Annotated in this window: 25 protein-coding genes and 1 tRNA gene; 24 read left to right on the top strand and 2 right to left on the bottom strand. The window is 56.5% G+C overall.

Translation table 11 applies throughout. The features are described from left to right. Window positions 1-8 precede the first annotated feature (8 nt). From BEQ56_09495 to BEQ56_09610, 24 genes are all read left to right on the top strand, one after another. Window positions 9-90, top strand: a tRNA-Leu gene (locus tag BEQ56_09495). Window positions 91-167: 77 nt separating this feature from the next. After that, entirely contained in the window at window positions 168-1,607 is a 1,440-nt protein-coding gene (locus BEQ56_09500) for a trigger factor (GenBank protein AOH43687.1), read from the top strand. Window positions 1,608-1,827: 220 nt separating this feature from the next. Further along, entirely contained in the window at window positions 1,828-2,430 is a 603-nt protein-coding gene (locus BEQ56_09505; protein ID AOH43688.1) for an ATP-dependent Clp protease proteolytic subunit, read from the top strand. A gap of 187 nt (window positions 2,431-2,617) precedes the next feature. Continuing rightward, on the top strand, window positions 2,618-3,427 hold the full coding sequence (locus BEQ56_09510) for a hypothetical protein (GenBank protein AOH43689.1): 810 nt from the start codon (window positions 2,618-2,620) through the stop codon (window positions 3,425-3,427). A gap of 33 nt (window positions 3,428-3,460) precedes the next feature. After that, complete coding sequence (locus BEQ56_09515; protein AOH43690.1) at window positions 3,461-4,501, top strand: 23S rRNA (adenine(2503)-C(2))-methyltransferase; 1,041 nt, start codon at window positions 3,461-3,463, stop codon at window positions 4,499-4,501. A gap of 32 nt (window positions 4,502-4,533) precedes the next feature. Beyond that, window positions 4,534-5,451: a signal recognition particle-docking protein FtsY gene (locus tag BEQ56_09520; protein ID AOH43691.1), complete on the top strand. Its 918-nt coding sequence runs from the start codon at window positions 4,534-4,536 to the stop codon at window positions 5,449-5,451. Window positions 5,452-5,471: 20 nt separating this feature from the next. Beyond that, window positions 5,472-6,560 carry a peptide chain release factor 2 gene (locus BEQ56_09525; protein AOH43692.1) on the top strand — a complete coding sequence of 363 codons (1,089 nt, stop codon included), beginning with the start codon at window positions 5,472-5,474 and terminating at the stop codon, window positions 6,558-6,560. Between the two features lie 88 nt (window positions 6,561-6,648). Next, complete coding sequence (locus BEQ56_09530) at window positions 6,649-7,086, top strand: large-conductance mechanosensitive channel protein (protein AOH43693.1); 438 nt, start codon at window positions 6,649-6,651, stop codon at window positions 7,084-7,086. A 93-nt stretch (window positions 7,087-7,179) separates the two neighbouring features. Beyond that, window positions 7,180-7,581 carry a hypothetical protein gene (locus tag BEQ56_09535; protein ID AOH43694.1) on the top strand — a complete coding sequence of 134 codons (402 nt, stop codon included), beginning with the start codon at window positions 7,180-7,182 and terminating at the stop codon, window positions 7,579-7,581. After that, complete coding sequence (locus BEQ56_09540) at window positions 7,571-9,610, top strand: hypothetical protein (protein ID AOH43695.1); 2,040 nt, start codon at window positions 7,571-7,573, stop codon at window positions 9,608-9,610. The genes BEQ56_09535 and BEQ56_09540 overlap by 11 nt, the downstream gene beginning before the upstream one ends. Before the next feature lie 172 nt (window positions 9,611-9,782). Further along, window positions 9,783-10,829 (top strand): hypothetical protein, encoded by a 1,047-nt coding sequence (locus BEQ56_09545; protein ID AOH43696.1) that lies wholly within the window; start codon window positions 9,783-9,785, stop codon window positions 10,827-10,829. A 99-nt stretch (window positions 10,830-10,928) separates the two neighbouring features. Continuing rightward, window positions 10,929-13,352, top strand: coding sequence for a hypothetical protein (locus BEQ56_09550; GenBank protein ID AOH43697.1), 2,424 nt, complete (start codon window positions 10,929-10,931; stop codon window positions 13,350-13,352). 9 nt (window positions 13,353-13,361) lie between these two features. Beyond that, a complete protein-coding gene (locus BEQ56_09555; GenBank protein AOH43698.1) occupies window positions 13,362-14,450 on the top strand; it encodes an ABC transporter in 1,089 nt (362 codons plus the stop codon). Between the two features lie 56 nt (window positions 14,451-14,506). Further along, window positions 14,507-15,781 (top strand): hypothetical protein, encoded by a 1,275-nt coding sequence (locus BEQ56_09560; GenBank protein ID AOH43699.1) that lies wholly within the window; start codon window positions 14,507-14,509, stop codon window positions 15,779-15,781. Window positions 15,782-15,812: 31 nt separating this feature from the next. Beyond that, the gene (locus BEQ56_09565; protein AOH43700.1) at window positions 15,813-17,126 is read left to right on the top strand and encodes a hypothetical protein; all 1,314 of its coding nucleotides are present in this window, start codon (window positions 15,813-15,815) and stop codon (window positions 17,124-17,126) included. 276 nt (window positions 17,127-17,402) lie between these two features. Further along, window positions 17,403-18,818 carry a F0F1 ATP synthase subunit beta gene (locus BEQ56_09570; GenBank protein AOH44492.1) on the top strand — a complete coding sequence of 472 codons (1,416 nt, stop codon included), beginning with the start codon at window positions 17,403-17,405 and terminating at the stop codon, window positions 18,816-18,818. Beyond that, window positions 18,815-19,069 (top strand): hypothetical protein, encoded by a 255-nt coding sequence (locus BEQ56_09575; protein AOH43701.1) that lies wholly within the window; start codon window positions 18,815-18,817, stop codon window positions 19,067-19,069. Before BEQ56_09570 ends, BEQ56_09575 begins: the two co-directional genes overlap by 4 nt. 13 nt (window positions 19,070-19,082) lie before the next feature. Beyond that, window positions 19,083-19,391 (top strand): hypothetical protein, encoded by a 309-nt coding sequence (locus BEQ56_09580; GenBank protein ID AOH43702.1) that lies wholly within the window; start codon window positions 19,083-19,085, stop codon window positions 19,389-19,391. Window positions 19,392-19,724: 333 nt separating this feature from the next. After that, window positions 19,725-20,423, top strand: a complete 699-nt coding sequence (locus tag BEQ56_09585; protein ID AOH43703.1) for an ATP synthase F0 subunit A — start codon at window positions 19,725-19,727, stop codon at window positions 20,421-20,423. Then, window positions 20,416-20,700 (top strand): ATP synthase F0 subunit C, encoded by a 285-nt coding sequence (locus BEQ56_09590; GenBank protein ID AOH43704.1) that lies wholly within the window; start codon window positions 20,416-20,418, stop codon window positions 20,698-20,700. The genes BEQ56_09585 and BEQ56_09590 overlap by 8 nt, the downstream gene beginning before the upstream one ends. Before the next feature lie 3 nt (window positions 20,701-20,703). Then, window positions 20,704-21,498: a hypothetical protein gene (locus BEQ56_09595; GenBank protein AOH43705.1), complete on the top strand. Its 795-nt coding sequence runs from the start codon at window positions 20,704-20,706 to the stop codon at window positions 21,496-21,498. Between the two features lie 121 nt (window positions 21,499-21,619). Continuing rightward, window positions 21,620-23,176 carry a F0F1 ATP synthase subunit alpha gene (locus tag BEQ56_09600; GenBank protein AOH44493.1) on the top strand — a complete coding sequence of 519 codons (1,557 nt, stop codon included), beginning with the start codon at window positions 21,620-21,622 and terminating at the stop codon, window positions 23,174-23,176. Then, window positions 23,173-23,499 carry a hypothetical protein gene (locus BEQ56_09605; GenBank protein ID AOH43706.1) on the top strand — a complete coding sequence of 109 codons (327 nt, stop codon included), beginning with the start codon at window positions 23,173-23,175 and terminating at the stop codon, window positions 23,497-23,499. The genes BEQ56_09600 and BEQ56_09605 overlap by 4 nt, the downstream gene beginning before the upstream one ends. A gap of 85 nt (window positions 23,500-23,584) precedes the next feature. Next, a complete protein-coding gene (locus BEQ56_09610; protein AOH43707.1) occupies window positions 23,585-24,562 on the top strand; it encodes a hypothetical protein in 978 nt (325 codons plus the stop codon). A 30-nt stretch (window positions 24,563-24,592) separates the two neighbouring features. Here the strand turns inward: BEQ56_09610 and BEQ56_09615 are convergent, their stop codons facing one another. Then, window positions 24,593-25,915 carry a hypothetical protein gene (locus BEQ56_09615; GenBank protein AOH43708.1) on the bottom strand — a complete coding sequence of 441 codons (1,323 nt, stop codon included), beginning with the start codon at window positions 25,913-25,915 and terminating at the stop codon, window positions 24,593-24,595. Further along, the gene (locus tag BEQ56_09620) at window positions 25,905-26,699 is read right to left on the bottom strand and encodes a hypothetical protein (GenBank protein ID AOH43709.1); all 795 of its coding nucleotides are present in this window, start codon (window positions 26,697-26,699) and stop codon (window positions 25,905-25,907) included. Before BEQ56_09620 ends, BEQ56_09615 begins: the two co-directional genes overlap by 11 nt. Window positions 26,700-26,830: the final 131 nt, after the last annotated feature.

A 26,830-nucleotide genomic window follows, 5' to 3' on the forward strand; every position in this document is an offset into this window, starting at 1 on the left:
GATCAAATGGGGGAGTGCTGGAACAGGCAGACAGGCATGACTTAGGATCATGTGCCGTAAGGCGTGAGGGTTCGACCCCCTCCTTCCCTACAGCGTCCGCCGGCAGCACTCCCTTTTTGATAAAACAAACGGATCAAGAACACGACGACAAGGAAAATTTAAATCGGATGAAAATTGAATCGAAATCCACCGAAAATCACGAAGCAACTTTCGAAGTCTCGGTCACGGCTGAAGAGTTTCAACCGTATAAACAGCAGGCTGCCCGGAAAATGGCCGCGCAGGCGAAAATTCCCGGCTTCAGGCCCGGGAAAGCGCCGTACGATATTGTCCAGCGCCTGTACGGCGGCGAAGCAATCGCGCAGGAAGCGCTTGACCTCTATCTCGAAAAAGAATACAGCCGGCTGATCGACGAAGCTGAAATCGAACCCGGCGGAATGGGGAATTTAACCAAAGTAGACGCGTTCGATCCGCCCGTCTTCACGGTCCGGATTCCGCTCGCGCCGACGGTCGATCTCGGCGAGTACCGCGAAATTCGTGAAGACTTTGAAGAAGCGGCCGTCGCCGACGACGAAGTTCAGGAGATGATCGAGAAGCTCAGGGACCAGAACGCGACGACCGAGCCGACCGACTCCGCCGCCGAAAACGGCGACCATGTCAGCGTCATGATCAAAGGGGACTATAAGGAAATCGATCCAGATACCGGAAAAACCGACTTCATAGCGGAAACGCCGCAGGATTTCGTCATTGGGCAGGACGCTGAAAACGGCGGCTGGCCGATCGCAGGTTTCACGAAAAATCTCCTCGGCGTCAAAGCCGGAGACGTCGTCACAACGGAGCATACCTATTCCGAAAAAGACGCGCCGGTCGAAAGTCTCGCCGGCCGGGAAGTCATTTTTACGACAACGGTCCAAAGCGTCAAGCGTTCCGTTAAGCCGGAAGTCGACGCTGAATTCATTAAAAATTTCGGCGAATACGAAACCGTCGAAGCGTTTACCGACTTCGTCAGGGAACAGATTCTGCATACCAAGCAGGCCGAATCGCAGAACGCGTATATCGAGAAATTAACCGATAAGCTCGTCGAAGGCGCAAAAATCGAATATGCGCCGGCGACGCTCGAAGCCGAGGCGCAGTCGATGCTGGACAACTTAAAAAAACGATTAGCGCATGACGGAATCGACTTCGAACTCTACTGTAAGCTTTCCAAGAGCGACCCGGAAACCTTCGTCGAAGAAAAACTCCAGCCCGACGCCGAGCGCCAGCTGAAACGCCGCCTCACGATTCAGGAATTCGCCCGAACCGAAAAAATCAAGCTCGATTTCGAAAAGTTCAAAACCCTCCTGGGGCAGGTCCAGAGCGAAGCAGCGGCCGAATACGCGCGAATTAAGCCTAAAAAAGAAAAGGATGCTTTCCTGAACGGACTGACCGACGTAGCGATGAACCAGGCGTTTTCCGACGCGATTTTCGACCGCCTGATCGCGATCGGGAAAGGCGAGAATCCGGAAATCGAACCTGCCGCCCCCGCCGCGGAAAGCGTCGTCGAAGGCTCGGCGGCACCGTCCGTCTCCGTCGATTCGAACGAGGTTCTCGACGCGAGCGCGGAGATTTAACCCGTTGAATGAAGTCCAGAGCGGGCGTCGAAAATTTCCGGCGCCCGTTTTTATTCACCCCTTCCATCAGACGCCGACGTGCCGGCCGTTCGCAGAGCTGGAAAAATTCTAACGCGATTCTATGAAAAATCCGCGCCGCTCCGTGATAAGATAAAACAGCGTTGTTAATTGACAGCGCCGGACTGACCGACGAATGACTAATTAAAGAAGGGTATGACTTATGATAAAACCGACAAATACGATCGTCCCAATGGTCGTTGAGGGCGGCGCATACGGCGAACGCTCCTATGATATTTATTCGCTCCTGCTGAAAGAGCGGATTATTTTCCTGGGAACCGCGATCGACGCGCAGGTCGCCAACCTGATCATCGCGCAGCTTTTATACCTGAGCCGCGAGGATTCCGAACGCGATATTCAATTCTATATCAACTCCCCTGGCGGCGTCGTGTACGCCGGTCTGGCGATTTACGACACGATGCAGATGATCCCCAATCGGATCAATACCGTCGCCTGCGGCGTGACCGCGTCCTTCGGGACCGTCCTCCTGACCGCCGGATCGAAGGGGCATCGTTTCGCGCTTCCAAACGCCACGATTCATATGCATCAGCCGCTCGGCGGCGCCGAAGGGCAAGCCTCCGACATTGAGATCCAGGCGAAAGAAATCCTGCGGCTGAAGACCGATCTGACCGCGATCATGTCCAGGCATACCGGGCAGACAACGGAAACGATCCTGCATGATACCGACCGCGACCGCTATTTCACCGCGGAACAGGCGGTTGAATACGGCCTGATCGATAAGGTACTGACGTCGAATAAATCTTAAGCGGGAAAAGCTCCCGGACCCGATCCGTGGATGAACCGAAACGTCCGAAAAGCGCCTGTCAGGGCGCTTTTCATTTCTAAAACCACCCCCGCTCCATAATAAACCGTGGAATCGGCGGAGTCTCCGGCGAAGAACGGTATAATATTCAAGTTAACTGCTTCAAGCGTTTCGAAAGGACACCCGCCGCATGGCACTTCAGGCATCGAAAATCAAAGCCCTGTTTCTCGATTTAGACGGCGTCGTCTGGCATGGCGCCAGCCCGATCGGCGATCTCGCCGCGACTTTTCGAAAAATCTATGCGTTGAACCTCCTTCCGCTCGTCGGGACGAATAACGCAACGCAGACGCCCGAAGCTTACTGCGAAAAGTTTGCATCTTTCGGCGTGGAGATGAAGCCCGAATATATTTTCAGCCCGGCGATCGGAAGCGCCGAACGCTTCCGCGAAGAATTTCCTTCCAACGTCCGGATCCATGTTCTGGGCTCGGACGCCCTCCGCGATTATTTACGCGGCGCCGGATTCGCGGTTGTCGACGAGAACGCCGACGTCGTCCTCGCCAGCCTCGATAAACGGCTCACCTACGATAAACTCGCCGCCGCGCAGCGGGAAGTCCTCAACGGAGCAAAATTCTACGCGACCAACCTCGATAACGTCCTGCTGACCGAAGCGGGGATCCGCCCGGGCGGGGGCGCCGTCGTCGCCGCGCTGTCGAGCTGCACCGGCGTCGCGCCGATCGTCATCGGGAAGCCCGAACCCTATATGATTCAAATAGCTATGCGCAAGTTTGGATTAATCGCGGAGGAAATCCTCGTCATCGGCGACCGCTACGATACCGATATTCTCGGCGGACTGAACGCCGGCTGCGCGTCCGTTCTGGTCTTGAGCGGCGTCGACAATCCGCAAACGATCGCGAAATATGATCGCGCGCCGGATTGGATCTGCGCAGATTTAGGCGCCGCAATCGACCGCCTCGGAATCGAAAAAGGCGAATCCGCCTGAAAAGCGCGTTTTATTATAGTAAGGAATGACCTGATGACGAAACTGTTCTTCGACGAAACTTTCGCCGGCTTCGCGCGAAACCTGACCGACTGGGGCGAACCTTCGTTCCGCGCCCGACAGATCTGGGCGGGCGTTTACCGGAACCTGATCTTCGATCCGAACGCAATCTCGAACCTTCCAAAAGGGCTTCGCGAAAAAATCGCCGCCGAGTATTCGTTCGAACCGCTGTCGACCGTTCGCAGGGTCGTTTCTTCATCCGGGCTGACCGAAAAATACCTTTTCGCGCTGAGCGATAAGGCGAAAATCGAGGCGGTCCTGATGCGCTACCGCAATCGGAATACGATCTGTATCTCGACGCAGTCCGGCTGCGCGATGAATTGCGCGTTCTGCGCAACCGGGCAGATGGGCCTGACGCGGAACCTGACCGCCGGCGAAATCGCCGGACAGGTTCTTTATTTCGCCGGACGCCTCAAGCGCGAAGAGAAGCAGTTGACCAACGTCGTCGTCATGGGGATGGGCGAGCCGTTCCATAATTACGAAAACGTCATGCGGGCCATGGACCTGATTAACGATCCGGACGGATTCCGCTTTGGCGAACGCCGCGTTACGATTTCGACCGTCGGGATTATCCCCATGATCGAAAAATTTACCAAAGCCAGGCGTCAGATTAACCTCGCGATCTCGCTCCACGCGCCGACGAACTTTCTCCGCGATCAGATTATCCCGGCCAATAAGAAATACCCGGTCCATGACCTCGTCGAAGCGGCGCGCCGGTACGCCGATTTTACGAAACGCCGCGTCAGTTTCGAATACGCGATGATCGACGGGTTCAACGATTCAATCGAACAGGCCGCCCAGCTCGCAAAGCTGCTGCGCGGGACGCTCTGTCATGTTAACCTGATTTCGCTCAACCCGACGCGAAAGTACGCCCGATCCGGATCCGGACGGGCGACGATTAACGACTTCCAAGCCGCGCTTGAAAAAGCCGGGATTCCCTGTACGATCCGGCTGTCGCGCGGCGTTGATATCGGAGCCGGATGCGGCCAGCTTTTAGCGGAATACAAAGAGAAATAATCCTATACGAAAAAGAATTCGGAGAGAAAACAATGCCTGATTTATTCGGAAACTGGTTTAAAGGGTTGGACAAAACCCGCCGGGCCGCGTTCTCGCAATTAGCAACGATCCTCGGAACGAACGAAATCGACGACGTCCTCTGGGAGGACCTCGAAGCGATCCTGATTCAAGCCGATCTCGGCGTCGAAACCTCGGAACGCATCCTGAATCACCTGCGACAGACTGTCCTTGACGAAAAAATTTACCGCGCGCGCGATTTAGTCAGATACCTGAAAGCCGACCTGATCGAGCTCCTCGACGAAGGAACCGACCCGCTCGCCGAAGTCAGGACCCGGAAACCGTACGTCATCCTGATGGTCGGCGTAAACGGGTCAGGGAAAACGACGTCAACCGCCAAGCTGGCGAAAAAATACAGCGACGCCGGGAAACGGGTCATGATCGCCGCGGGGGATACCTTCCGCGCCGCCGCGATCGACCAGCTCCAGATTTGGGGCGACCGACTGAACATTCCGGTCATCGCCGGGCGGGAAGGCGGAGACGCCGCCGCCGTGGCGTTCGACGCGGTTCAGTCCGCGCTCGCGCGCAATATCGATATCCTGATTATCGATACCGCCGGCCGGCTCCAATCGCGCTATAACCTGATGGAGGAGCTGAAAAAGGTGCATCGCGTCATCGGCAAAGCGCTCGACGGCGCGCCGCATGCCGTCTGGATCGTGCTGGACGCGACAACCGGGCAAAACGCGCTGACGCAGGCGCAGGCGTTCCAAAACACGGTCAGCGTCAACGGCGTCATCCTGGCCAAGCTCGACTCCTCCGCCAAAGGCGGAATGGCCTTCGCGGTGACGCAGTCGTTAAAACTGCCGATCCTGTACGCCGGGCTTGGCGAACGGGCGGAAGACCTCGTCCGATTCGATCGAGAAAAGTTCGTCGACGGAATCGTCGGCGAGTAAAAACGGGGGAAACGACGCGAATGCAGGAATATTTAGTCCGAATGACGGCCGCCCGTCAGAAAATCGACGAATTGGCGAAAAAAATCGACCTTCCCAGGCTTCAGGACGAACGCCTCCTGCTTGAAAAAGAAGCGGAGGCGCCGAATCTCTGGAACGACCGCGAAAAGGCGCAATCGCTCCTGAAACGACTCAACGACATCCGCAGCGAAATCGACGAATGGGAATCGCTGATCAAGCGCGCCCGCGATACGGTCGAGCTGCTCGAGATGGACGATGAATCGCTTCTCGGAGAATTAGAACCGGAGATCGGGGCGATCGAAGCCGCTGCCCGCGAAAAAGAGATTTCCGTCCTTTTCTCCGGAAAATACGACCGCGGGAACGCGATTTTAGCGATCCATGCCGGCGCGGGCGGAACCGAAGCGCATGACTGGGCAGCCATGCTGCAGCGCATGTACTTACGCTGGGCGGAAAATCACCGGTTCACGACCGAAATCGTCGACTTTACGCCAGGCGAAGAAGCCGGAACGAAAACGATTACGATCTCCGTTGCCGGTCGGTTTGCTTATGGATTCCTGAAATCCGAAAAAGGGACCCACCGCCTCGTTCGCCTCTCGCCGTTCGACGCGGCACACCGGCGCCATACGTCGTTCGCCATGGTCGAGATCCTTCCCGAAGCGTCGGCCGACGACTCGATCGAAATTCCTCCCGAGGACGTCCGGATCGACGTTTTTAAATCCTCCGGCGCGGGCGGCCAGAACGTTCAGAAGAACTCAACCGCCGTACGCCTGCTCCACCTGCCCACCGGAATTATCGTCACCTGCCAAAACGAGCGGTCACAGACGCAGAACCGGGAAACCGCGATGAAAGTCCTTCGTTCCCGGCTCCTCGATATCCGCGCGCAGGAGCAGAATCAGGAAATAGAAGAGCTCCGCGGCGAATACGTTAAAGCGGAATGGGGATCGCAGATCCGTTCCTACGTCCTCCATCCCTATCAGCTCGTCAAGGACAACCGGACCGACTTTGAAACCGGGAATACGCAGGCGGTCCTCGACGGCGACCTCGACGCATTCATGGAAGCGTACCTGAAACGGTTCGCGAAACCGTCATAAGATTTCACGAACCGTTTTATAAAAATCGTTAAAACGTATAATAAAGAGACGACAAATCGCGTTGCCATTACAGATGAGGAATCGCATTATGAAGAAACTCTGGTCAGAATTTTATGAATTTATTGCCAAAGGCAATGTCATCGGATTAGCCGTCGGTTTGATGATGGGCGCGGCCTTCAACAGCATCATCACCTCGATGATCGACGATATCCTGATGCCGATTATCAGCGTTATCACCTCGGGCATCTCGTTCAATCAGTGGTTCATCGCGCTGAACGGGCAGTCGTACGAAACCCTCGCGCTTGCGCAGGAAGCCGGCGCGCCGATCATGACGGTCGGGAACTTTATCGCCGCGGTTATTAACTTCCTGATCGTCGCTATCGTCCTCTTCCTGCTGATGAAGGGCATGACCAGCGCGATGAACGCGGCGAAGAAGAAGGAAGAAGCGGCCGTCGAAGAACCCGCCGAACCGTCCGACGACGTCAAGCTGCTGACCGAAATCCGCGACCTGCTGGCGAAGAAATAGGAAATTGCCAGTATCGGGAAAACTCCTGACAACCAATATATTCACATCCGCCAAATAATCGGCGCCAAGGGATCCCCGAAGCGGGGACCGCTCTTGAACGCCGATTTTCTTTATCCGGACGATCCACTCTTACGGACGGTTCATTCTGGATCGGCTGCCGTTCCTCTCTACGTTTTACCGGCCGAAGCCGCCGCCGAAATCCCCAAAAATTCCCATGATAAAATAAAAAACGGACGGGATCCGCTTCTTCTTCCGGATCCAGGGAAAAGGCCGACCGTTGAGAAAAAGTGGGAATGGAGAAAGATCACCGAATTCAAAAACGAAAATCAAACTGGAGGGAATATGCGGATCATTCTCGGAACAGCTTCAATCGTGATCAACAGCGTTTCTTTATTCACGAGAAAGAAATATCAATTCAGGAAAGAGAGAATGCAAATCCCCAATCGTGATATTTCCAAACCATCCGGTTCGATCGACACTGCGTATGAAGACTGAATCCGCCAATACAGCTCAATCCGTTTCATCTGACCCGTCCGGCTCGCTCCCTTGGCTCGGCGCGTTCGCAGCGACGATCGCCATGATTCATGGGATTTTTATCGGACGGATCGGTTTTTTCTGGGACGATTGGATGATCCTGCTTGTCCGGGAAAAGCTGACCCCCGCGGCGTATTTTCCCTATTACGCGGTCGACCGCCCGACCTCCGCCTGGGTCAACGCGCTTTTTTATGGGTTGCCCCGGGATAACCCGTCCCTTTGGCGGCTGACGAGCTGCGCGCTGACGTTCGCAATCGCTGCGCTCCTCTTCAGGCTTCTGAACAGTCTCTGGCGCGAGCGGAGGACCGCCAACGGCGTCGCAGTCCTCATTTTCCTCGCCGCGCCGCTCTTTTCCCAGACGTATATCACGATTACCTACACGCAGCACCACCTGCAATATATCCTGTTCCTGCTCTCGCTCCTCGCGACGCTCCGCGCCGGCTCGGCGCAGTGGCAAGCCGCGAAAAGCGGATGGACGGCCGCCGCGCTGGCGCTGATGACGGTCGGGCTGACGGTCACGGAGTTTTTCGCGTTCGCAGAGCTGGTACGGTTTCCGATCCTGCTGATCCTCGCCATGCGTCGAAACGAGGAAAAGCCCGCTCTGAAATCGCTTCCGTCCGCGCTGAAAAGCTTCCTGCCGTATGGGCTCGTGTGGGCGGGTTTTGTCCTCTACAGGATGAACTTTGCCCGTTGGTTCCCTATTCTTGAAGCCGACTCGCCGGAGCTGATCCGGCTTTTCCGGGACGATCCGGCCGACGCGATCCGGGCGGCTTTCGAGCTGCTCTTTACGACGCTTGCCGTTCCCTTTTTCAACTTTCCCGGGAAGATGCTGACGCTGGATCTCGTCCGTTTTTTTGAGAAAACGCGCCTCCTGCTGGCTGCGATCGCGGCGGGGGGCGGGTTCGCCCTGTTCCGTTTCCTGCGCGCCCACGAGGAGGAAGACAAGCCGGAAGCGAAGCGAAAAATCGAAACCGAGCGGATGATCTTCGCGGGATGCCTTCTCCTGACGGGCGTCGCGCCATTCGTACTGATCCTGAGCAGCGTATTCAAGCCAGACGACCCTTATCATATCGACCGGACGTACTACGTTGCCGCGCCCGCCGTCGCGATCATCTTTGAGTCCGCGGTCCGCGCGTTGGTCGAAAAGCCGCGGATGCGCGCCGTCCTCTTCGCCGCGGTTTTCGCGCTCTGCGCGTATCAGCATGAGCTGATCAACGACGAGGCAAGGCTCCTGACGCTTCGGCAGCAATCCTTCTACCGCCAGATCAAAACGCGCCTTCCCGCGCTCGAAAATCAGACCGCGCTGGTCGATACGAACGTCGTCTTCCCCGAACAGGGCGCCGCTTTCACCGCGTCTGCAATCAATATCCTTTACCCCAACCCCTTCACGATCGACGAAGAGATTCCGATCTGGGTCTACGCGGTCGGCGACAGGAGCTACGCGGACCACCCCGGGTTCCATACCCGGAAACGGATCTTCCGGTTCAACGCGCCGAAAGAAAACGCGATCCTGATCGATTATGATAACCCGTTCGCCAACTGCGTCTGGGTCTTCAACGCAGACGACGCCGACCATCCGCATATCAGCGAAATTCAACGCAGCTGGATCGAGCATACCGCGTTGAACCGTGTCCAGTCCGCGGCGCCGGGCAATCCGGGAACGATCGACGAAAAGTATTTCGGGAAAGAGGACCCCGACGCATGGTGCGGTTATTATCAACGCGCGGCGTACGCGCGTCAGGCCGGCGACCTCCGCGCGCTCGCGGAAATAACGAACGCGGCGCTGAGCGCCGGATACCGCCCGGGCCATCGCTCCGCGAATTCGCCGTATGAATGGATCCCGTTTATTGAAAGCCTCTACGAACAGGGAGAAACTGCGTTAGCCGACGAGCTTCGGCGGGAAGCGCTCGCGGTCGACCCGGCTTACCGTGCGTCGTTCGACGCCCGTTTCCCGCCTCGAAAAGACGGAGGAAATAAAATAACACAATAATCTTAAACCGTACTATAATAGGATAGCGTTTAGATTCGTTTAAGTTAGCTGACAGGCAATCATCATCCTGAAGAAAGCGTGACGCATGCCGACAGAATTGAATTTCAAATCAAATCGTACAAGACACAGCTCAATCCTGAGCTCGTGTTTAATTTATTTTGGAGGAAAACTGATGAAACGTAGTATTTTGCTCTTCTGCCTTCTGGCACTTATCGCGATCGTTCTTCCGGTCTCCGCTCAGAGCGGGACCCTGAATGTCCTCTGCACGCCGCAGGAAGTCTGGTGCGAAGGAATGGCGGCGGCGTTCGAAGCGAAGTATCCGGAAATTGACGTCGAATGGCTGCGAATGTCGTCCGGCGAAGCGCTCGCGAAAGTCATGAGCGAGAACGGCGCGCCGACGTACGATATCTGGTGGGGAGGCCCGATGGACAGCTTCGTCGCCGCGTCAGCCGCCGACCTTCTCGAGGTTTACGATTCTCCGAACTATGAGAATATCCTCGAAGATCAGAAAGACCTTTTTATTTCCCCGAAGAAAGATTACGTCGGGATTTACGTCGGTTCGCTTTCGTTCAACACGAATACCGAATTCCTCGCGGAATATGACGGGCTTGAAGCGCCGAAATCCTACGAAGACCTGCTGAAACCGGAATTCAAGGGACAGATCGTCATGGCGCACCCGTCGACGTCAGGGACGGCGTACACGTTCGTCTCGACCGTGCTGCAGATCATGGGCGAAGAAGCCGGCTGGGAATACCTGAAGAAATTCAACGATCAGGTTGCAATGTACACGAAATCCGGCGCCGGCGGCGGAAAATTCGTCGCCAATAACGAATTCGGCATGGTCATCATGTTCTCGCATGACGCCGTCAAGGAAATCGACGACAACGGCGCTCCGCTCGTTATCACCTTCCCGGAAGAAGGAACCGGATTCGAAATCGGTTCGCAGGCGATCCTCAAAGGCGCGAAGAATCTCGAAAACGCCAAACTCTGGTTCGACTGGGCGATCAGCGCCGAAGCGCAGCAGCTCGGCCCGGAATATCAGGCCTATCAGGCGCCGACGGTCAAAGGCGTCGAGCTTTCGCATCCGGAGCTCCTCGAAGTCAAGCTGATCGATTACGATTTCGAATGGTCCGGGGAACATCGGCAGGAATTCCAGGATAAGTTCGCGAACGAAATCCAGAACGCCGAAGCCGACGAAGAAGGCCTGATCAAGAAATAAAGCTCTATATATATAACCAATCTGATTCATACTGCACCCAAAAAGCGCAGTATGAATCTTCATCTCGCTCAACTCTATTCTATATCCCCGGAGGGTCATATGGATTCATCCGCCGGCTCGTTCGAATCCAAGCCAAAACTCAATAAGTTTCAGCAAAAACTCGAAGAATTCCGTCTTATCGGACAAGATCCGGTCATGATGATCGCGCTGATTTTTTCCGCAATCTTTGTCCTGGTTTTCGTCTTCCTTCCGATCTTCCGAACGATCGGCCGCGGCTTTTATACGGACGCGGGTCAATTCGACCTGACCAACTTTGCGCGTTACCTCGAAGGGACCCCGCTCGCCGGAATCAACGCGTATTTCCAGAAGATCGGGCTGATTCTCGGCGAGACGACGAATTACGGACGAACGTACCGGTCGACGCTTTTCGATACGCTCCTCATGGGGCTCCTGACCGCGACCGCGGGAACCGTCGTCGGCTTTATTTTCGCCTACGCGACCGTTCGCTGCAACATTCCTGGAAAGAAAATCGTTCACCTGTTAGCGCTGGTTCCAACGGTGTCGCCGCCGTTCGCGGTCGCGATCGCCATGATCCAGCTTTTCGGCCGCAGCGGGCTGATCACCAAGCAGCTCCTCGGAATAAAAGTTACTCCCGGAATGAACGATATTTATGGGCTGGACGGCCTGGTCATCGTTCAGACGCTGACGTTCTTCTCGGTCGCATACCTGATGCTGCGGTCGATGATGGAGCGGCTCGATTCGTCGATGGAGGAAGCGGCGGAAACGCTCGGCGCCTCCCGGTTCTACATCTTCCGAACGGTAACGCTTCCGCTCCTGACGCCCGGAATCGCCGCCTCGTTCATGCTCCTGTTCGTTGAATCGTTAGCCGACCTCGGCAACCCGCAATTTATTTCCGGACAGAAAACGGTTCTCTCGTCCCAGATCTACATGGCGATCATCGGCGAATTCAATTATCAGAAGGCATCCGCGCTTTCGCTTGTCCTGTTGATTCCGACGCTGATCGTATATATCTTCCAGCGGTATTATCTTACGAAAAAATCGTATGTTTCCGTAACCGGGAAACCGACGGTCGGACGCGTTTACGAAAAAAGTCCGGTCATTCGACGGATTTTCGCGGTTTTCGTCTATCTCGTCTGCTTTTTTATTCTCCTCGTCTACGTTACCGTCATCGCCAGCTCATTCGTTAAGAATTGGGGCGTTAATTACACGCCGTCGCTGAATAACTGGTCGATGATGTTCGCGCGCGGACTCGAAGCGATTTTAGATACGACGTTCCTGAGTCTCTACGCAACCCCGATCGCGGCGCTGTTGGGAATGATCATCGCGTATCTCGTCGTGCGGAAAAAGTTCGTCGGCAAAGATATTCTCGATTTCGGTTCAAATATCGGCGGCGCCGTCCCCGGAACGATCGTCGGCATGGGCTTTATCCTGATTTTCAACTTCCAAACCGTCTGGGTCCTTTGGGTCCTGCTGCTGATTGCGTCCTGGTTCTATCTTAGCTGCGTATCAAAATCGCCGCGGGAACGGCTTTTGATCCTGATCCCGGGAGTTGTCGTCGGGCTCTTCGCCGGGAGTCTTTCGAACGGCGGCGTTCTTTGGGGAACGGGAGGTCTTTTCGGCCCGAATTTTGCGAAGCTGACCGGAATAGCTCCGGACGCCGCGGCGCCGTTCGGGATCGGGCTGCCGGCGTTCTATTACATGATCGGCGCGGTCTACCTGATCACGGCGCTGATCCTGCGCGCCGACCCAGGCGCGAAATCGATCGCAAAAATCTCTTTCTGGGTCGGGCTGTACGTCTGCGCGAATCAGTGGATCCTCTACCTGACGAAGCCGCTCCGAATCTACGGGAAAACGCATTCAATCAAATGGCTGCGGACGCTGCTGGCGTCGCTCGCCGATTATCTTGAAGTCCCGTTTTCGCTTCCGCCCTTTTTCCTGGGCGTATGCCTGTTCTTTATCTCCGCGCTGATTATCTATACGTATCGCGGGAAGATGGCGACGGTCCTCAAAGCGGCGCTGATGATCGCGTCGGTCGCGATGCTGTTCGCGGGGGATCAGCTGAAAATGAACGGGACGGCGTATATTATTATCTTCGCGTTCCTCGTCCGGTCGCTTCCCGCCTCCGTCCGTTCCGGCGTCGCCTCGCTTCAGCAAATCGATCACTCAATCGAGGAAGCTTCGACGATCATGGGCGGCGACAGCCAGTACACGTTCCGAAAAGTTACGCTGCCGCTGATTCTTCCGGCGTTCATGACCGGGCTGATTTTCAGCTTCACGCGTCATATGACTTCGCTTTCGGCGATCATCTTCCTCGTCAGCTCCAAATGGCAGATTGTCACCGCGTCGATCATGAGCGGCTGGGAACAGGACGGGATCAGCTTTGCCGCGACGTATTCCTCCGTCATTATTTTCATCGTTCTGATCTTTATCGGCGTCATGGGCCTCGTGACGCGAAAGGTCCTGAAAATTGACTCGAATATCGATATTAACGCCGGAATTTAGTCCAGGAGAATGCAAATGTATTTAGAAATTGATGATGTTTCAAAAATCTTTCCGGCCCGAGGCGGCGGGAAAGAGGTCGTCGCCGTCAATCATGTCAGCCTGAACATTGAAAAAGGCGAATTCGTGACGATGCTGGGGCCGTCCGGCTGCGGAAAAACGACGATGCTGCGGATCGTCGCCGGCTTTGAGTTTCCAACGTCCGGAAATATTATCCTTGACGGAAGGAATTTGAATCAGGTCCCGACGCACAAGCGCGATATGTCGATGGTTTTCCAAAGCTACGCGATCTTTCCGCATCTCAACGTACATGATAATATCGCCTATGGGCTCAACGTTCAAAAGGTCCCGGCGGAAGCTCAGAAAAAACGGGTCCGGCGCGTTCTGGAAATGGTTCATCTCGAAGGCTACGAAAACCGCGCGCCGAACCAGCTCTCCGGCGGACAGCAGCAGCGCGTCGCGCTGGCCCGCGCCCTGATCATGGAGCCGAAGGTGCTGCTGATGGACGAGCCGCTGTCCAATCTGGATACAAAACTGCGGGAAGCAATGCGGTTTGAAATCCGTGAGCTCCAGCGAAACCTGGGCTTCACCTGCCTGTACGTTACCCATGATCAGCTTGAAGCGATGGTATTATCCGATAAGGCGCTGATTATGAACGCCGGCAGTATCGAGCAGTACGGATCGCCGCGGGAAATTTACCGCTACCCGAAAACGCGCTTCGTCGCAGACTTTATCGGACGCGCAAACTTCCTTCCCGGGAAAATCGCCGGTCATGACGGCGACACGGTCCACGCACGCATGGGCGAACTGACGATCGCGATTTCGGACCCGGTTTATCGCGATCTCGCCGTAGGCGAAGACGTCGACGTCGTGCTGCGCCCTGAGATTATCAAGGTGGACCGCAACGAGGGAAGCGCCGGCGCGGTCGTACTGCAGTCCGCATATCTGGGCGAATCGGTCGAATATATCCTCGAATACCTGGGGCAGAGGATTTCCGCGAAAGAAACCGATCCAACCCGGCTGACCGTGATCCCCGCCGGGACGGAAGTCCGGATCTCGTTCCCGGAAAGCTGTGTGCATCTGATTCGAAGAAAGGACTGAAAGCGGAAGCGTTCGGATCGGCGCAGCCTCTAAGGGATTAACGGTAAAATACCCGTATGACAACGCACGCGTTAGAAGGCGCCGTATTCGGAAATCCCAGGAGGCTTCTTTTCCTTCTCCTTTTCGCGCTCGCCGCCTTCCCCGTCAGCGCAGCGGCGCGGCAGACAAACACCGTCTCGGCATGGGACCTGATCGGGCTGATCAACGGGCAGCGCGGCGGATACGGATTAAGCCCGCTGGCGACCGATCAGGCCCTGATGAACTGCGCGCAGAGCACGGCGCAAACGATGGCGGATTATCGGATGAGCTGGCATATCGGCGACGTTTCCGGACGCGTCGCCCAATTCGGATACAACAACGGCGGCCGCGCCTACGCGACCGAGAATTTCGCGACCGGCCCGTCCACCCTCGACCAGATCGCCGCGGTCTGGAGCGACGCGACCCACCAGATCGCGTCCTCCGGCGGGAAATACTGCCATATCGGCGCGGGCGTCGCCGAAGCGAACGGCGTCACCTACTACGTTATCCAGGCCGCATACCCGGCGACGGGAACCGGATGCGGCTACTCTGGATCCGGATCGGCTTCCGGCGGAAGCCCGGGCGCAGGATCCGGCGGAACCGGCGCTGGCGGCACGGGAACGCTCCCGGTATTCGACATGTCGCAGATCATCGCCAGTATCAAAATCGCGGAGCCAGACGCCGACGGAAATACGTACCATGTCGTTCAGAACGGCCAGAGCCTCTGGAGCATTGCGTCGGCGTACGGCGTAAAAATCGAAGACGTCGCCGCGTGGAACAATATCAAAGATCCGGCCGCTATTGCGCTGAATCAGAAGCTGTTGATCCCCAGCGCAGAGATGATCGCTAATCGAACGCTGCCGACGACCCCGGCGGTCGTTCTGCCGACGATGAGCGCGGATGGAAAATTCCGGCATGAAATCTCCGCCGGAGAAACGCTCTGGTCGATCGCGGAATCCTGGAGCGCCGATTTCGCCGAATTGAAACGAATCAATGGCCTGACCGACGAGACCGCGTTAGGGATCGGGTGGAAACTGTTCATCCCCGTCACGCCGACGGCAACTTCCGAGCCGACGCTGACCGCGCTTCCGACGCTCGTTCCAACAATGACCGCGACCGCCGATCCGCTCGCCAGTACCGAAACCGCGGCTGAATTCATTCGGGCTGGAACCGCCGCGCCGACCTTGAAGCCAACGCCCGAACCGTCGCACCTGCCGAAAGCGTCGATGCGCACCTTCATGATCTTAGGGATCGTCGCGTCGATCGTCGTCGGCGCTGGAATTATTTCTTACGCGCTAACGAAACAGCGTTAGCCGCCAGGAGAACGGTCGAACGGGAGGAAACATGACAGCAAAGCGTCGTCCGGATCATCAGCAGGCAGCCGTTTTCAGCTCCGCTCGCCGTCTCAGCCGGGTCGTTTTTACTCTGGTCCTCCTGTTCTTCATGAAGTTCAGCGCGACCGTCTTCGCGCGGCAGGCGACGCCGACGCTTTCGATTCCGACGCTGACGATAACCCCGACGCAGCTCTACATCGTCACGAAAGATGACCTGATCCGCTGGGTCAACGAATCCCGTTCCAAACTCGGTTACCGTGGGCTGAAAGCCGACCCGTACCTGATGATCAGCGCTCAGGACTCGGCGCAGATCATGGCCGATCAGGCCATCGGCCATCTCGGCGGTCTCAAGGACCGGATTCCGCTTTACGGTTACAACAACGGAATGGAAGTCTTCGCGACCGAAAACTACATGACCGGCCCGTTGCCGCTGGAATCGATCCTCGCTAACTGGACCGACTGGGAACATCAGCGCATCATCGAGAACCCGCTGTACTGCCATATTGGCGTCGGGATCGCGGAAGGCGCGGACGGAACGGTCTACTATGTCGTTCAGGCTGCGTACCCCGCTTTTCAGAACAGCTGTGCCTATGCGAAGCCGCCGGCCGGCTCCACACCGCTTCCCGGGATCACGGCGGTTCCAGGCGGCGTCAGCGCTCCGATCGTCAGCGTCTCACAATACATCGCCGCGGTCCGGATCGCTACCCCGAACGCCGAAGGGCAAACGATCCACGTCGTAAAAAACGGCCAGAGCCTCTGGAGCATCGCGGCTGCCTACGGTGTCAATTTTGACGACCTGGTCCGCTGGAACCATCTCACCGAATCATCCAAACTAGATCTGGATCAGAAGCTTCTCATTCCTGATCCGGCGACCGTCAGGGATCAGGCGATCCCGACCGCGATTCCGACGATCCTGCCGACGATGTTTCCCGACGGGAAATTTCGCCACGTTATTCAGCCCGGCGAGACGCTCTGGTCGATCGCCGATCTCTGGAAGGTCGATCTGGAATCGCTGAAACTGGTGAACGGGCTGACGGACGACGTCTCGCTGGGCGTCGGATGGCGACTGTTCATCCCGGTTACGCCGACGGCGACTCCGCTTCCGACGCTGACCGCAACGGCAGACCAGCCGGCAACGATCAGCGCCATAATCGAAACCGCGGCCGCGCTGACGCTGACCCCCGCGACCGCGTCGTCGATTCCCGAGACGCCGCATGATTCGAGCAAAGGAAGCCAAACCGTCCGCATCTTCGTTATGATCGGCCTTGGCCTGGCGCTCCTCGCCTGCGGCGCGCTGGTCGGGTACAGCCTTAAGCGCAGGTAAAATTCATCCGGCCCTGCGCGAATCGTTCTAATGATGATAATTCTTTAACCTTGACAGAAACGCAGTTTTCAATCATAATATTTTTGTATACATAAATATTTGTTCCAGCCTGGAGCAGGCTCCAGCTTTCGGTCCGAATAAGAACGATTCAATCATAACCTTTCGTTTTTACGGCGTTTGATTCAAAACCGGGCGCGCTATCGTATCGGCGCAGCAAAAACTCATCATCCAGGCAGGCAAGGCGGTACTTTGGACACAAAATCAGCAGATCATCACCTGAACGGTTATATCGTCCGCGTCGCCGGCGTCGTCGTCGACGTCGAATTTCCGACCGGCCGGATACCCGGAATTCATACAGCGCTGACCGTCGAACGGAACAACGCCGAACCGCTTACGCTCGAAATCCAGGAGCACGTCGGGAAAACGACGGTCCGGACAATCGCGATGAGCGCAACCGCGGGACTGAGCCGCGGCATGACCGTTATTAATACCGGCCGGCCGATTCGCGTTCCCGTCGGACGGAAAACGCTGGGGCGCATGTTCAACGTATTGGGGAACCCGATCGACGGAGAGCTGGCGCCAGTTTTCGAAGAGAAACGTCCGATTCACGCGCCTTCGCTCCCAATCGCGCATCAGGTCGTGTCCCGCGATATCGTCGTCACCGGGATAAAAACGCTCGACCTGCTGACGCCGTACCCGCGCGGAGGGAAGATCGGCCTTTTCGGCGGTGCGGGCGTTGGGAAATCGGTCCTCATGATCGAGCTGATGCGCAATACGATCCGGCAGCATAAAGGGATCGTCCTTTTCGCCGGCGTCGGCGAACGCAGCCGGGAAGGAAACGACCTGTGGCTGGAGTTGAACCAGCAGGGCCTGATGGATTCGACGATCCTGACCTTTGGCCAGATGAACGAGCCGCCGGGGGCGCGCCTTCGGATCCCGTACACGGCGCTGACGATGGCCGAGTATTTCCGCGATCAGGAAAACCGTCCCGTCCTCGTTTTTATCGATAATATCTACCGTTTTATCCAGGCCGGAATGGAAGTCTCCGCGCTGCTGGGACGACTTCCCAGCGAAATGGGGTATCAGGCGACGCTCGACTCTGAAATCGGTTCGCTCCAGGAACGGATCGCTTCAACGTCGAGCGGATCGCTGACCTCGATCCAGGCGGTTTACATCCCGGCGGACGATCTGACCGATCCGTCGGTCGCCTCCACATTCTCGCACCTGGACGCGACGACGGTCTTATCCCGGCGGTTGGCGAGCGCCGGCGTTTATCCCTCGATCGACCCGCTCCAATCGACCTCGATCCTGCTGAATCCGTATATCGTCGGCGAACGGCACTATCGAATCGCGGAAAACGTCAAAGCGACGCTCGCCCGTTATCAGGAGCTTCAGGACCTGATCGCGATTTTAGGCGTCGACGAGCTTTCGGAAGAGGACCGGAACGTCGTCGCCCGCTCCCGCCGTCTCCAGCGATTCATGACGCAGCCGTTTTTTTCCGCCGAAATCTATTCCGGGAAGTCGGGACGCATGGTCCCGTTGTCGGAGACGCTCCGCGGATTCGAGGAAATCCTCGAAGGGCGGTATGATGCCCTCCCGGAACAGGCTTTTTACATGGTCGGGACGATCGACGAAGCCGTCGAAAAAGCCGAAGCGCTGGAAATCGCGGCAAAGGAGGGAAACGGATCGTGAGCGAGGGATTGCGCCTGATCGTGTATTCGGTCGACGGATCGAATACGCAGGAAACGGATATCGAGTCGCTCAACGTCCGATTAATCGACGGATCGCTGATCGGGATTCGTCCGGGACACGACCGTTTAATCGCGATGACCGACGGGAGCGAACTCTTTTTTCAGCGAAACGGCGAAACGATCGAGCTTGACGCAGAAGCCGGGCTGCTGGCGGTCGAGAAAAACGTCGTGAAAATTTTTACGACGATGTAATCGGGAGCGGAGAATGACGAACGAAACGTTCAGGTACCGAAAGCGGAGAAAACCCGAATCAGTCGAGAAAACGAAACGCCGCGTTTCGACGAAAATTACCGGGCATGAATTTCGCGCGGTTTCGTTAGGCTGGGATATCGCCCTCCCGATCTTCGCCGGGCCGCTCTTCGGCGTCTGGCTCGATCATAAACTCGGCTATGAGGGCGTGTTCGTGCTGATCCTGTTAGGAGTCGGCATATTCCTGGCGGTTGTGCAGGTCTGCCGCGCGATTCATCGAGAATCGGTTTGGACAAGAGAGGAAGAGAGGGAAAATCGAGAATGAGCGGCTGGGCTGTCTGGGGACTGTACGCGGCGCTTTGGGTTCTTGCAGGCGCCGTCGTCGGCTATTTCTTTATCATCATCATCGAGCTGTCGACGCGCCTGAACGACGGACGGAAGTTTTCATGGGCGGCGATGACTGGCGGATGGCTGGTGCGGACGATCGGGATCGGCGTTCTGCTGTTTTTCGCAGTGCGCCAGGACGCCGTATACGCGATTCTTTTCGTCGCCGCGTTTACGATCGTGAACAGCGTCCAGGTAGCCAGAATGCGCCGGTTGGCCGACAGAATGGATCGGGCAAAACGGGAAGCGGCGCCGATTTCGGAAATGGAGAACGATGGAAGTAACGCATAAGATCGTCTTTTCGGTTTTCGGTATCGGGATCCGCGATACGGTCGTCATGACCTGGATTATGATGGCGCTGATTTCAGCGCTGGTCCTGATCCTGCGCCGCCGAATGCCGGCGATGATCGACTGGATTTTCAAGATGATCAACGGGATGGTCGGTGGAATCCTCGAAGGCGACGAGATTTCGTCTTATTTGCCGCTGCTTGGGAGCCTGTTTATTTTTATTCTCTGCGCGAATTTATTATCCGTGATTCCCGGCCTGACGTCGCCGACCGCGGACGTCAACACGACGTTCGCATTAGCGCTCGTCGTCTTCTTCGCGGTTCATTTTTACGGGATCCGGCGAAAGGGACTCTGGGTTTACCTGAAGACCTTTGCGAATCCGCCGCTCCTGTTTCCGCTGGAGCTCCTGAGCCATTTTTCCCGGACGCTGGCGCTGACGCTCCGTCTTTTCGGGAATATCCTGAGCGGGGACATGATCGTCGCGATCACGTTTTCGCTGGTCCCGCTGATCGTTCCGATTCCAATGATCGCGCTGAGCATGATGTCCGGCGTGATTCAGGCGTTTATCCTGACGACGCTGGCCTCATTGTATATTTCATCCGCGATTGAAATCGAAAAGGATGAGGAAAAAATAAAAAATATAGAGCTCGAAGAGAAGACCGGAAAGGAAAAAATTCATGTTTGAAATTTTAAATGCAGGACAAATCGCTTCACTTGTGTCGATTATCGCGGTCGCGTTCGTTATGGTCGGGGGGACGGTCGCGCCTACGATCATGGAGGGAAAGATCGCGGTCAAGGCGATCGAAGGGATCTCGCGTCAGCCGGACGCGGCGGGAACGATCCGAATGAGCATGATTATCGGAATGGCGCTGACGGAAACGACGAATATTTATTCGTTGCTGATCGCGCTGATCCTGATTTTCGCGAACCCGTTGCTGGGCCGATTCTTCGTCGGAGGATAACGCATGCTTGAATTTGACGGCGTGACGATCCTGCTGGAAATCATCAATTTCTTAATTATCGCCGCAGCGTTGAATTTCCTGCTCTTTAAACCGGTCGTAAAACGCGCCGAGGCGCAGCGGATCGAACGGGAACGGCTTGAAGCCGAATTAAAACGAGACCGGGAGGAAGCGGCGGAAAAGCTGGCGGCGATTAACGAACGGATCGCGAATTTCGAAACCGAACTGGAAGCGATTGCGGACGAAATGTATAATCGCGGGAAACAGGTCCAGGAGGACCTGCTGGAAAGCGTCCGCGCCCATGCCGAAACGGTTATCCACGAAGAAGCGATCAAAGCCCGCTACGACGTCATGATCGACCGGAAGGAAAACCAGGTCGAAATCGTCGACACGGTCATCTCCATAACCAGCAGCACGCTCCGGAAAGTCCTCCCAGCGAATACGCAGAGCGAATTGATCGGACGGTTGGTCAAACAGGTCTGGGACCTGGGGAAATCGGATATCAACCAGGTTTACGCCATCCGCGATTCGATCAAAGAGGAAGAACCGATTATCCGGATCGAAACGGCGGAAGAAATGTCGATCGAAGATAAGGGGAGCCTGGTCCGGACGTTCAGCGCGCTGGCGGATAAGGACGTCGTTCTGGAAATGGGGCTCGATCCATCGCTGATCGCCGGGATCAAGGTTCGGATCGGCGATATCATTTTAGAAAACTCGATCCAAAAGCATTTGTCAAACGTCCAGAAGGACGTCGTCCGTTCCGTAGAAAGGATGTTCGCGGATGAATCGGATGAAAGCTGAAGACGGGAGACGCGACGTCGGGCTCCTCGCGGCGTATCGCGATCGTTTATCCGCTGGAGACCTTTTTCATTTAGACCCGCAGCGCCTGTTTTCCGACGTCTACGCCGAGGTTCAGCGGTACCTGGCGATTAAGCGTCCCTACCCGGAACAGGGCGATTTTTTCAAGTCGCTTTCGGAAGCGGCGGAATCGTTCGACTGCGCGACGTCTGCGACAAGTATCGGAACGGTCTCGTATATCGGGAACGGCGTCGCGACGATTTCCGGGCTGCCGCAGGTTAAATCAGAGGAGCTCGTCGAATTCCCCGGCGGCGTTCAGGGAATGGTCCTGAGCCTGGACCGGGATCACGCCGACGTGATCCTGTTGGGTCGGGATCAGGGGATCCGAGGCGGCGATATCGCGTACGGGACGGGGAAACGCCTTCGGGTCCCGGTCGGCGTCCACTTTTCAGGCAGGACGATCGACCCGTTAGGACGGCCGCTCGACGGCGGAAAAGCGATCGTCGCTTCGGAAAACCGCATAATCGAACGGGTCGCGCCGGGAATCGTTGACCGCGCGCCGATTGACGAACCGATTTACAGTGGAACCAAAGTCATCGACGCGCTGATCCCGATTGGGAAAGGCCAGCGCGAACTGATTCTGGGCGACCGGCAAACGGGAAAGACAACGCTGGCGATCGACATGATCTTAAGTCAGAAAAATACGGATGTTAAATGCATCTATGTTTCCATCGCGCAAAAGAAAACGTCGGTCTTATCCGCGATCGAGGCTTTTCGCGCCGGCGGAGTTCTCGACCAGACGATCGTGATCGTGGCGGGAGCGGACGACGCCCCCGCGCTGCGCTATATCGCGCCGTATTGCGGCGTAACGATGGCGGAGTTCTTCCTGGATCAGGGAATGGACGTCCTGATCGTATATGACGATCTTTCGAAACACGCGGATTCCTATCGCGAATTAAGCCTGCTGCTGCGCCGGCCTCCCGGACGGGAAGCCTACCCGGGAGATATTTTTTATCTTCATTCCCGCCTGCTGGAGCGGGCCTGCCGCCTGAACCATGCGAACGGAGGCGGTTCGATTACCGCGATCCCGATCGCGACGACGCAGGGCGGCAATATTTCCGCGTACATTCCGACGAACCTGATCTCGATTACAGACGGGCAGATCATGCTGGACGCGGATCGGTTCAATAAGGGACAGAAACCGGCGATCGATATCGGACGGTCGGTTTCGCGCGTCGGCGGTGCGGCGCAGGTCCGCCTGATGAAGCGGATCGTCGGATCGCTGAAGCTCGAGCTGTCGCAGTATGACGAAATCGCCCGCTTCGCCAAATTCGGGACAGACGTTAACGAAACGACGAAACGTCAGCTGCGCCGCGGTGAACAGATCATGGCGCTTTTTACGCAGGGTCCGAATCGCCCGGTTCCGCCGGAGATTCAGATCATCGGATATTACGCGCTGCTGAACGATTTTCTTGAAGAGATTGAGCCTGAAAACGTCCAGGAATTCGTTCAGGACCTGGTCTCGACGATTAATCGTTACGACCGCCAGATTCTCGACGAAATCGCCAATACCGGCGAACTCAGCGATCCGTCGGAAGACCAGCTTCAGCTGATTCTGGAACAATTCTGTCAGGAGCGGGAACAGGCGCGCGCCATAAGCGGCGGGACGGGAGCTGGATGATGAAAATGATGATGGCGGTAATCTCGAAACATTCGGGCGAAAAGGTCCTGGAAAAGCTGGTCAGCGAAGGCTACATGGCGACGTTTAATGAAACTCGCGGCGGCATGCTCCGACAGAGCCAGCTCTCGATTTTTCTCGGGGTCCAGGACGAGGACGTCGCGAACGTCCTGGCGATGATCAAGGCGCACTGCAAGCTTCAGAAAACGATCCATAAGGTTTCGAACGACGAGGCCGAGCCGGCGCTGGTACCCGAAACCGGCCGGTTCCAGCTGGGCGGCGCGGTCGTTTTCGTCTGGCAGCTCGATCAGATCGAAAAGTATTGATCTCCGGGGAAAAAGCGCGCCCAACCGCCAGTGAGACAGGGCGGCGAATCAGGATTTTCAGAGAAAGGGAGGGAAACGGCGATCCATGGCGGATGGGTTAGAACGCACGCTTCAGCGGCTGGATAATTTACAGAAACTGGAACCGCTGATCGCCGCGATGCGAATATTGGCGCTGCGGACGGTTCAATCTTCTTTGAACCGGCTGGAACGGTTAGCGGATTACCGGTCCGGCTTTACCGATTCGCTGGCCGCGGTCGAAGCGGTATCAGAGCGTTCGCGGAAAAGAGCTGAAAAAAGCGAGGAGGAAAACGCAACCACAATCGGGAGCGCCGTGTCGAGGCCAACGCTGCTGGTCGTTTTCGGGAGCGAATCGGGACTCTGCGGCGGGTATGACCGCGCGTTATCAGAGGTCCTGAACCGACGGCTCCAAACCGAAAGCGCGGGGCAGGTCGAAATCGAGGTTTTCGGGACCAGGATGCTGACGAGGCTGAAATCGGCCTCATTCGCCTTTCGCGCGATGGGCGCGCTGAGCCAGAATGGCACGCCAATCTATCGCGCGCTGCATGAACGCGTCCAGGACTGGTCAGCGCGGTTCGAAAAGCGCGACGTTCGCACGGTCGAGCTGATTTCCTATCGCCGAACAAGTTCCGGCGCCTATCGTCCGGAGATCACGCCGTACCTGAGCCGCGCAAACGAACCGGAATCGTCTCCGCCCCCGCCGTTTGAAATTGAGCCCGCGCCGGAGGGATCCACGCGCGATCGGGAAAGCGCGGAAGGCTCGGAAAAGCCGAAAAATTCAGGCTGGCTCCCGCTGATCGAAGGCGACCCGGAACGGATCGCGGAAGAGCTCCGACGGGACCTGACGACGATCGAGGCGTACCAGTACCTACTGGAATCGATCGCAGCCGAAAATCAGGCGCGTTTCCGGCTGCTCGACGAAGCGCGAGAAAATACCTCCGCGCTGATCGACGAGCTCAAGGTCCAGGCGCAGCTGGAAAAACGCCAGATCATGACGCAGCAGATTCAGGAACTGGCCGTCAGCGCAGGACTGGTCCGATCCTGAGCCGCCCGGCGCTTCCCGGTTCGCAAGGATTCACCGGATCAGGTTTTCCAGATTCTGTTCGGAGACCATGGCTTCGAGAATCCGCGTCGTCAGCGCTTTCGGACGTTCGATCGGTTTATTGACCGCGCGCGCCCAAACGATATGGCAGGTAAACCCCATCAAGCGGCTCAATCCAAATAGAACGGTATAGAAACTTGAATGCGTCAGCCCAAAATGGTTGAAGAGAACGCCAGTCAGGGCGTCGACGTTTGGCCATGGATTTTTGACTTTCCCGGTCGCTTTTAAGATCGCCGGTGCAGTTTTAAAAATCGCTTTGGCGGTTTGGAAGTATGGATCGTCGGCGGCCGTCGCTTTCCCGAATTTATATTCGACGGCGAACCGCGGATCAATACTGCGAAGGACCGCGTGCCCATAGCCCGGAATGACCCGCCCGGACGAAAGCGTTTGCTGAAGATACGCGGTCAGCGAATCCTCATCGGGAACCCCCTGGAACCGGTCGCAGACCTCCTGAATATATTTAAAGCATTCCTGATTCGCCAGTCCATGCAGCGGGCCGGCCAACCCGTTCAGCCCCGCGGAACACGCTAAATAAATATCCGACAGCGCCGAACCGACGAGATGGGCTGTGTGCGCCGAGACATTGGCGTTTTCATGATCGGCCAGCAGCAACAGCGTCATCCGCAGCAGGTCGTAAACCTGCGGATCATCCAGCCCGACCATATGCGCAAAGTTGGCGGCATAATCCAACCCGGGGTCCGGTTTGATATGCTCATGGTTCCGGTATTTTTTATTGTAAATATAAGCACAAATTTCCGGCGCGCGGGCGATCAGGTCCATGCTGTCGTCCAGCATGGGAATCCAATGCTCCTTTTTATCCATACCGTCGGCGTACTGCGCCGCGAACTTTGACCCGGACGACATCGACAACAGCGCCGCGGAAAACATCGCCATCGCAGCGGCCCCGTCCGGGAACGCGTCGATAACGTTAAAAACGACGTCGGGGACCTCGGAACGCGCCCGCCAATCCTCCTCGATTTCGACCGCTCGCGCCACGGTCGAAAGCTCCCCGGTCATCAGTAAATAATATAACCCGCCGATATAGGGAAACCGTGAGTCTTCCGGATTGGGGAGCAGGTTGATACATTCGTCGACGGTATAGCCCTGATAGCGAACACCCTTTTCCGGGTCAACGTAAGAAATATCGCTGACCTGGATCGGAACGCCGCGGATTCCGGAATAAATCTGCTCAACGGTAACGTTCGAGATAACAAAATCGCCGTGTTCGCGCTTAAGACAATCGATCCGTTCGCGACGGAGCTGGATTTTTTCCCTGATTTTAGCTTCAAGCGTCATTTTGTATTTCTCCTTTTCCTGAGTGAATCATCCGGAGTACCGGCTGGCCGCTGCATGGAGACAGGTCGCGACGGACTTTTTCGAGCGCTTTAACGATTTCGTTCAGCCGTGCGGCGTTTTCGAAACGGCTCGTCGGACCAGAGACAGAGATCGAGCCGATCGGTTCGCCGTTATCGCCGAAAACGGGAATCGCGACGCCTGAAGCGTCCGCCGTCGACTCGCCATGACTGACGGCGTATCCATGGTCCCGAACCGATTGAAGCTGCCGCCGGAGTCTCTCCCGATCGACCGATACGCCGGTCCGTCCTTCCACGCTTCGCAGGATCGATTCTGCCCGGTCCTCGGGTAAATAAGCCAGAATCGCCCGCCCACCCGATCCGATATAGAGCTCGAACGCCTGTCCGACGGATTCAACGATCCGGACGCTGCGCCCGCTTTCGAGCTGATGGATGCAGATACGATGGTCCGCTTCAAGCCGGTAAAGCGAGACGGTCTCGTCCGTCTGTTCAAAAAGCGTCCGCATGTACGGCAGCGCCAGATCGTTCAGCGGGGAACCGGATCGATACGAATTCGCCCAGTGCAGAACTCTTCCGGAGAGCCGGTACTGTTTGGAAAAGGGATCCTGTTTAAGGACGCCTTCGTCCCGGAGAATCGAAAAAAGCCGGCCGCAGGTACTCGGCGAAAGATCGATCAGGCGCGCAGCCTCGCGCACACCGATTTCCGGCTTAGCGGCGGAAAAAATATCGAGAATAGAAAATATCCTTCGAACAAACGAATGATCCATGCGGCCTCCGGTCGAGCCGATCGTTCCGATTTATAGGACATCGTATCAGATAGCGGAACATTTTTAATTATAAGCAGATTCAAAAAAACCACAAGGGCAAATTTCGTTCGGATATAAAAAAAGGCGGATCA

The sequence above is a fragment of the Anaerolineaceae bacterium oral taxon 439 genome, from assembly GCA_001717545.1.
Classification (GTDB): Bacteria; Chloroflexota; Anaerolineae; order Anaerolineales; family Anaerolineaceae; genus Flexilinea.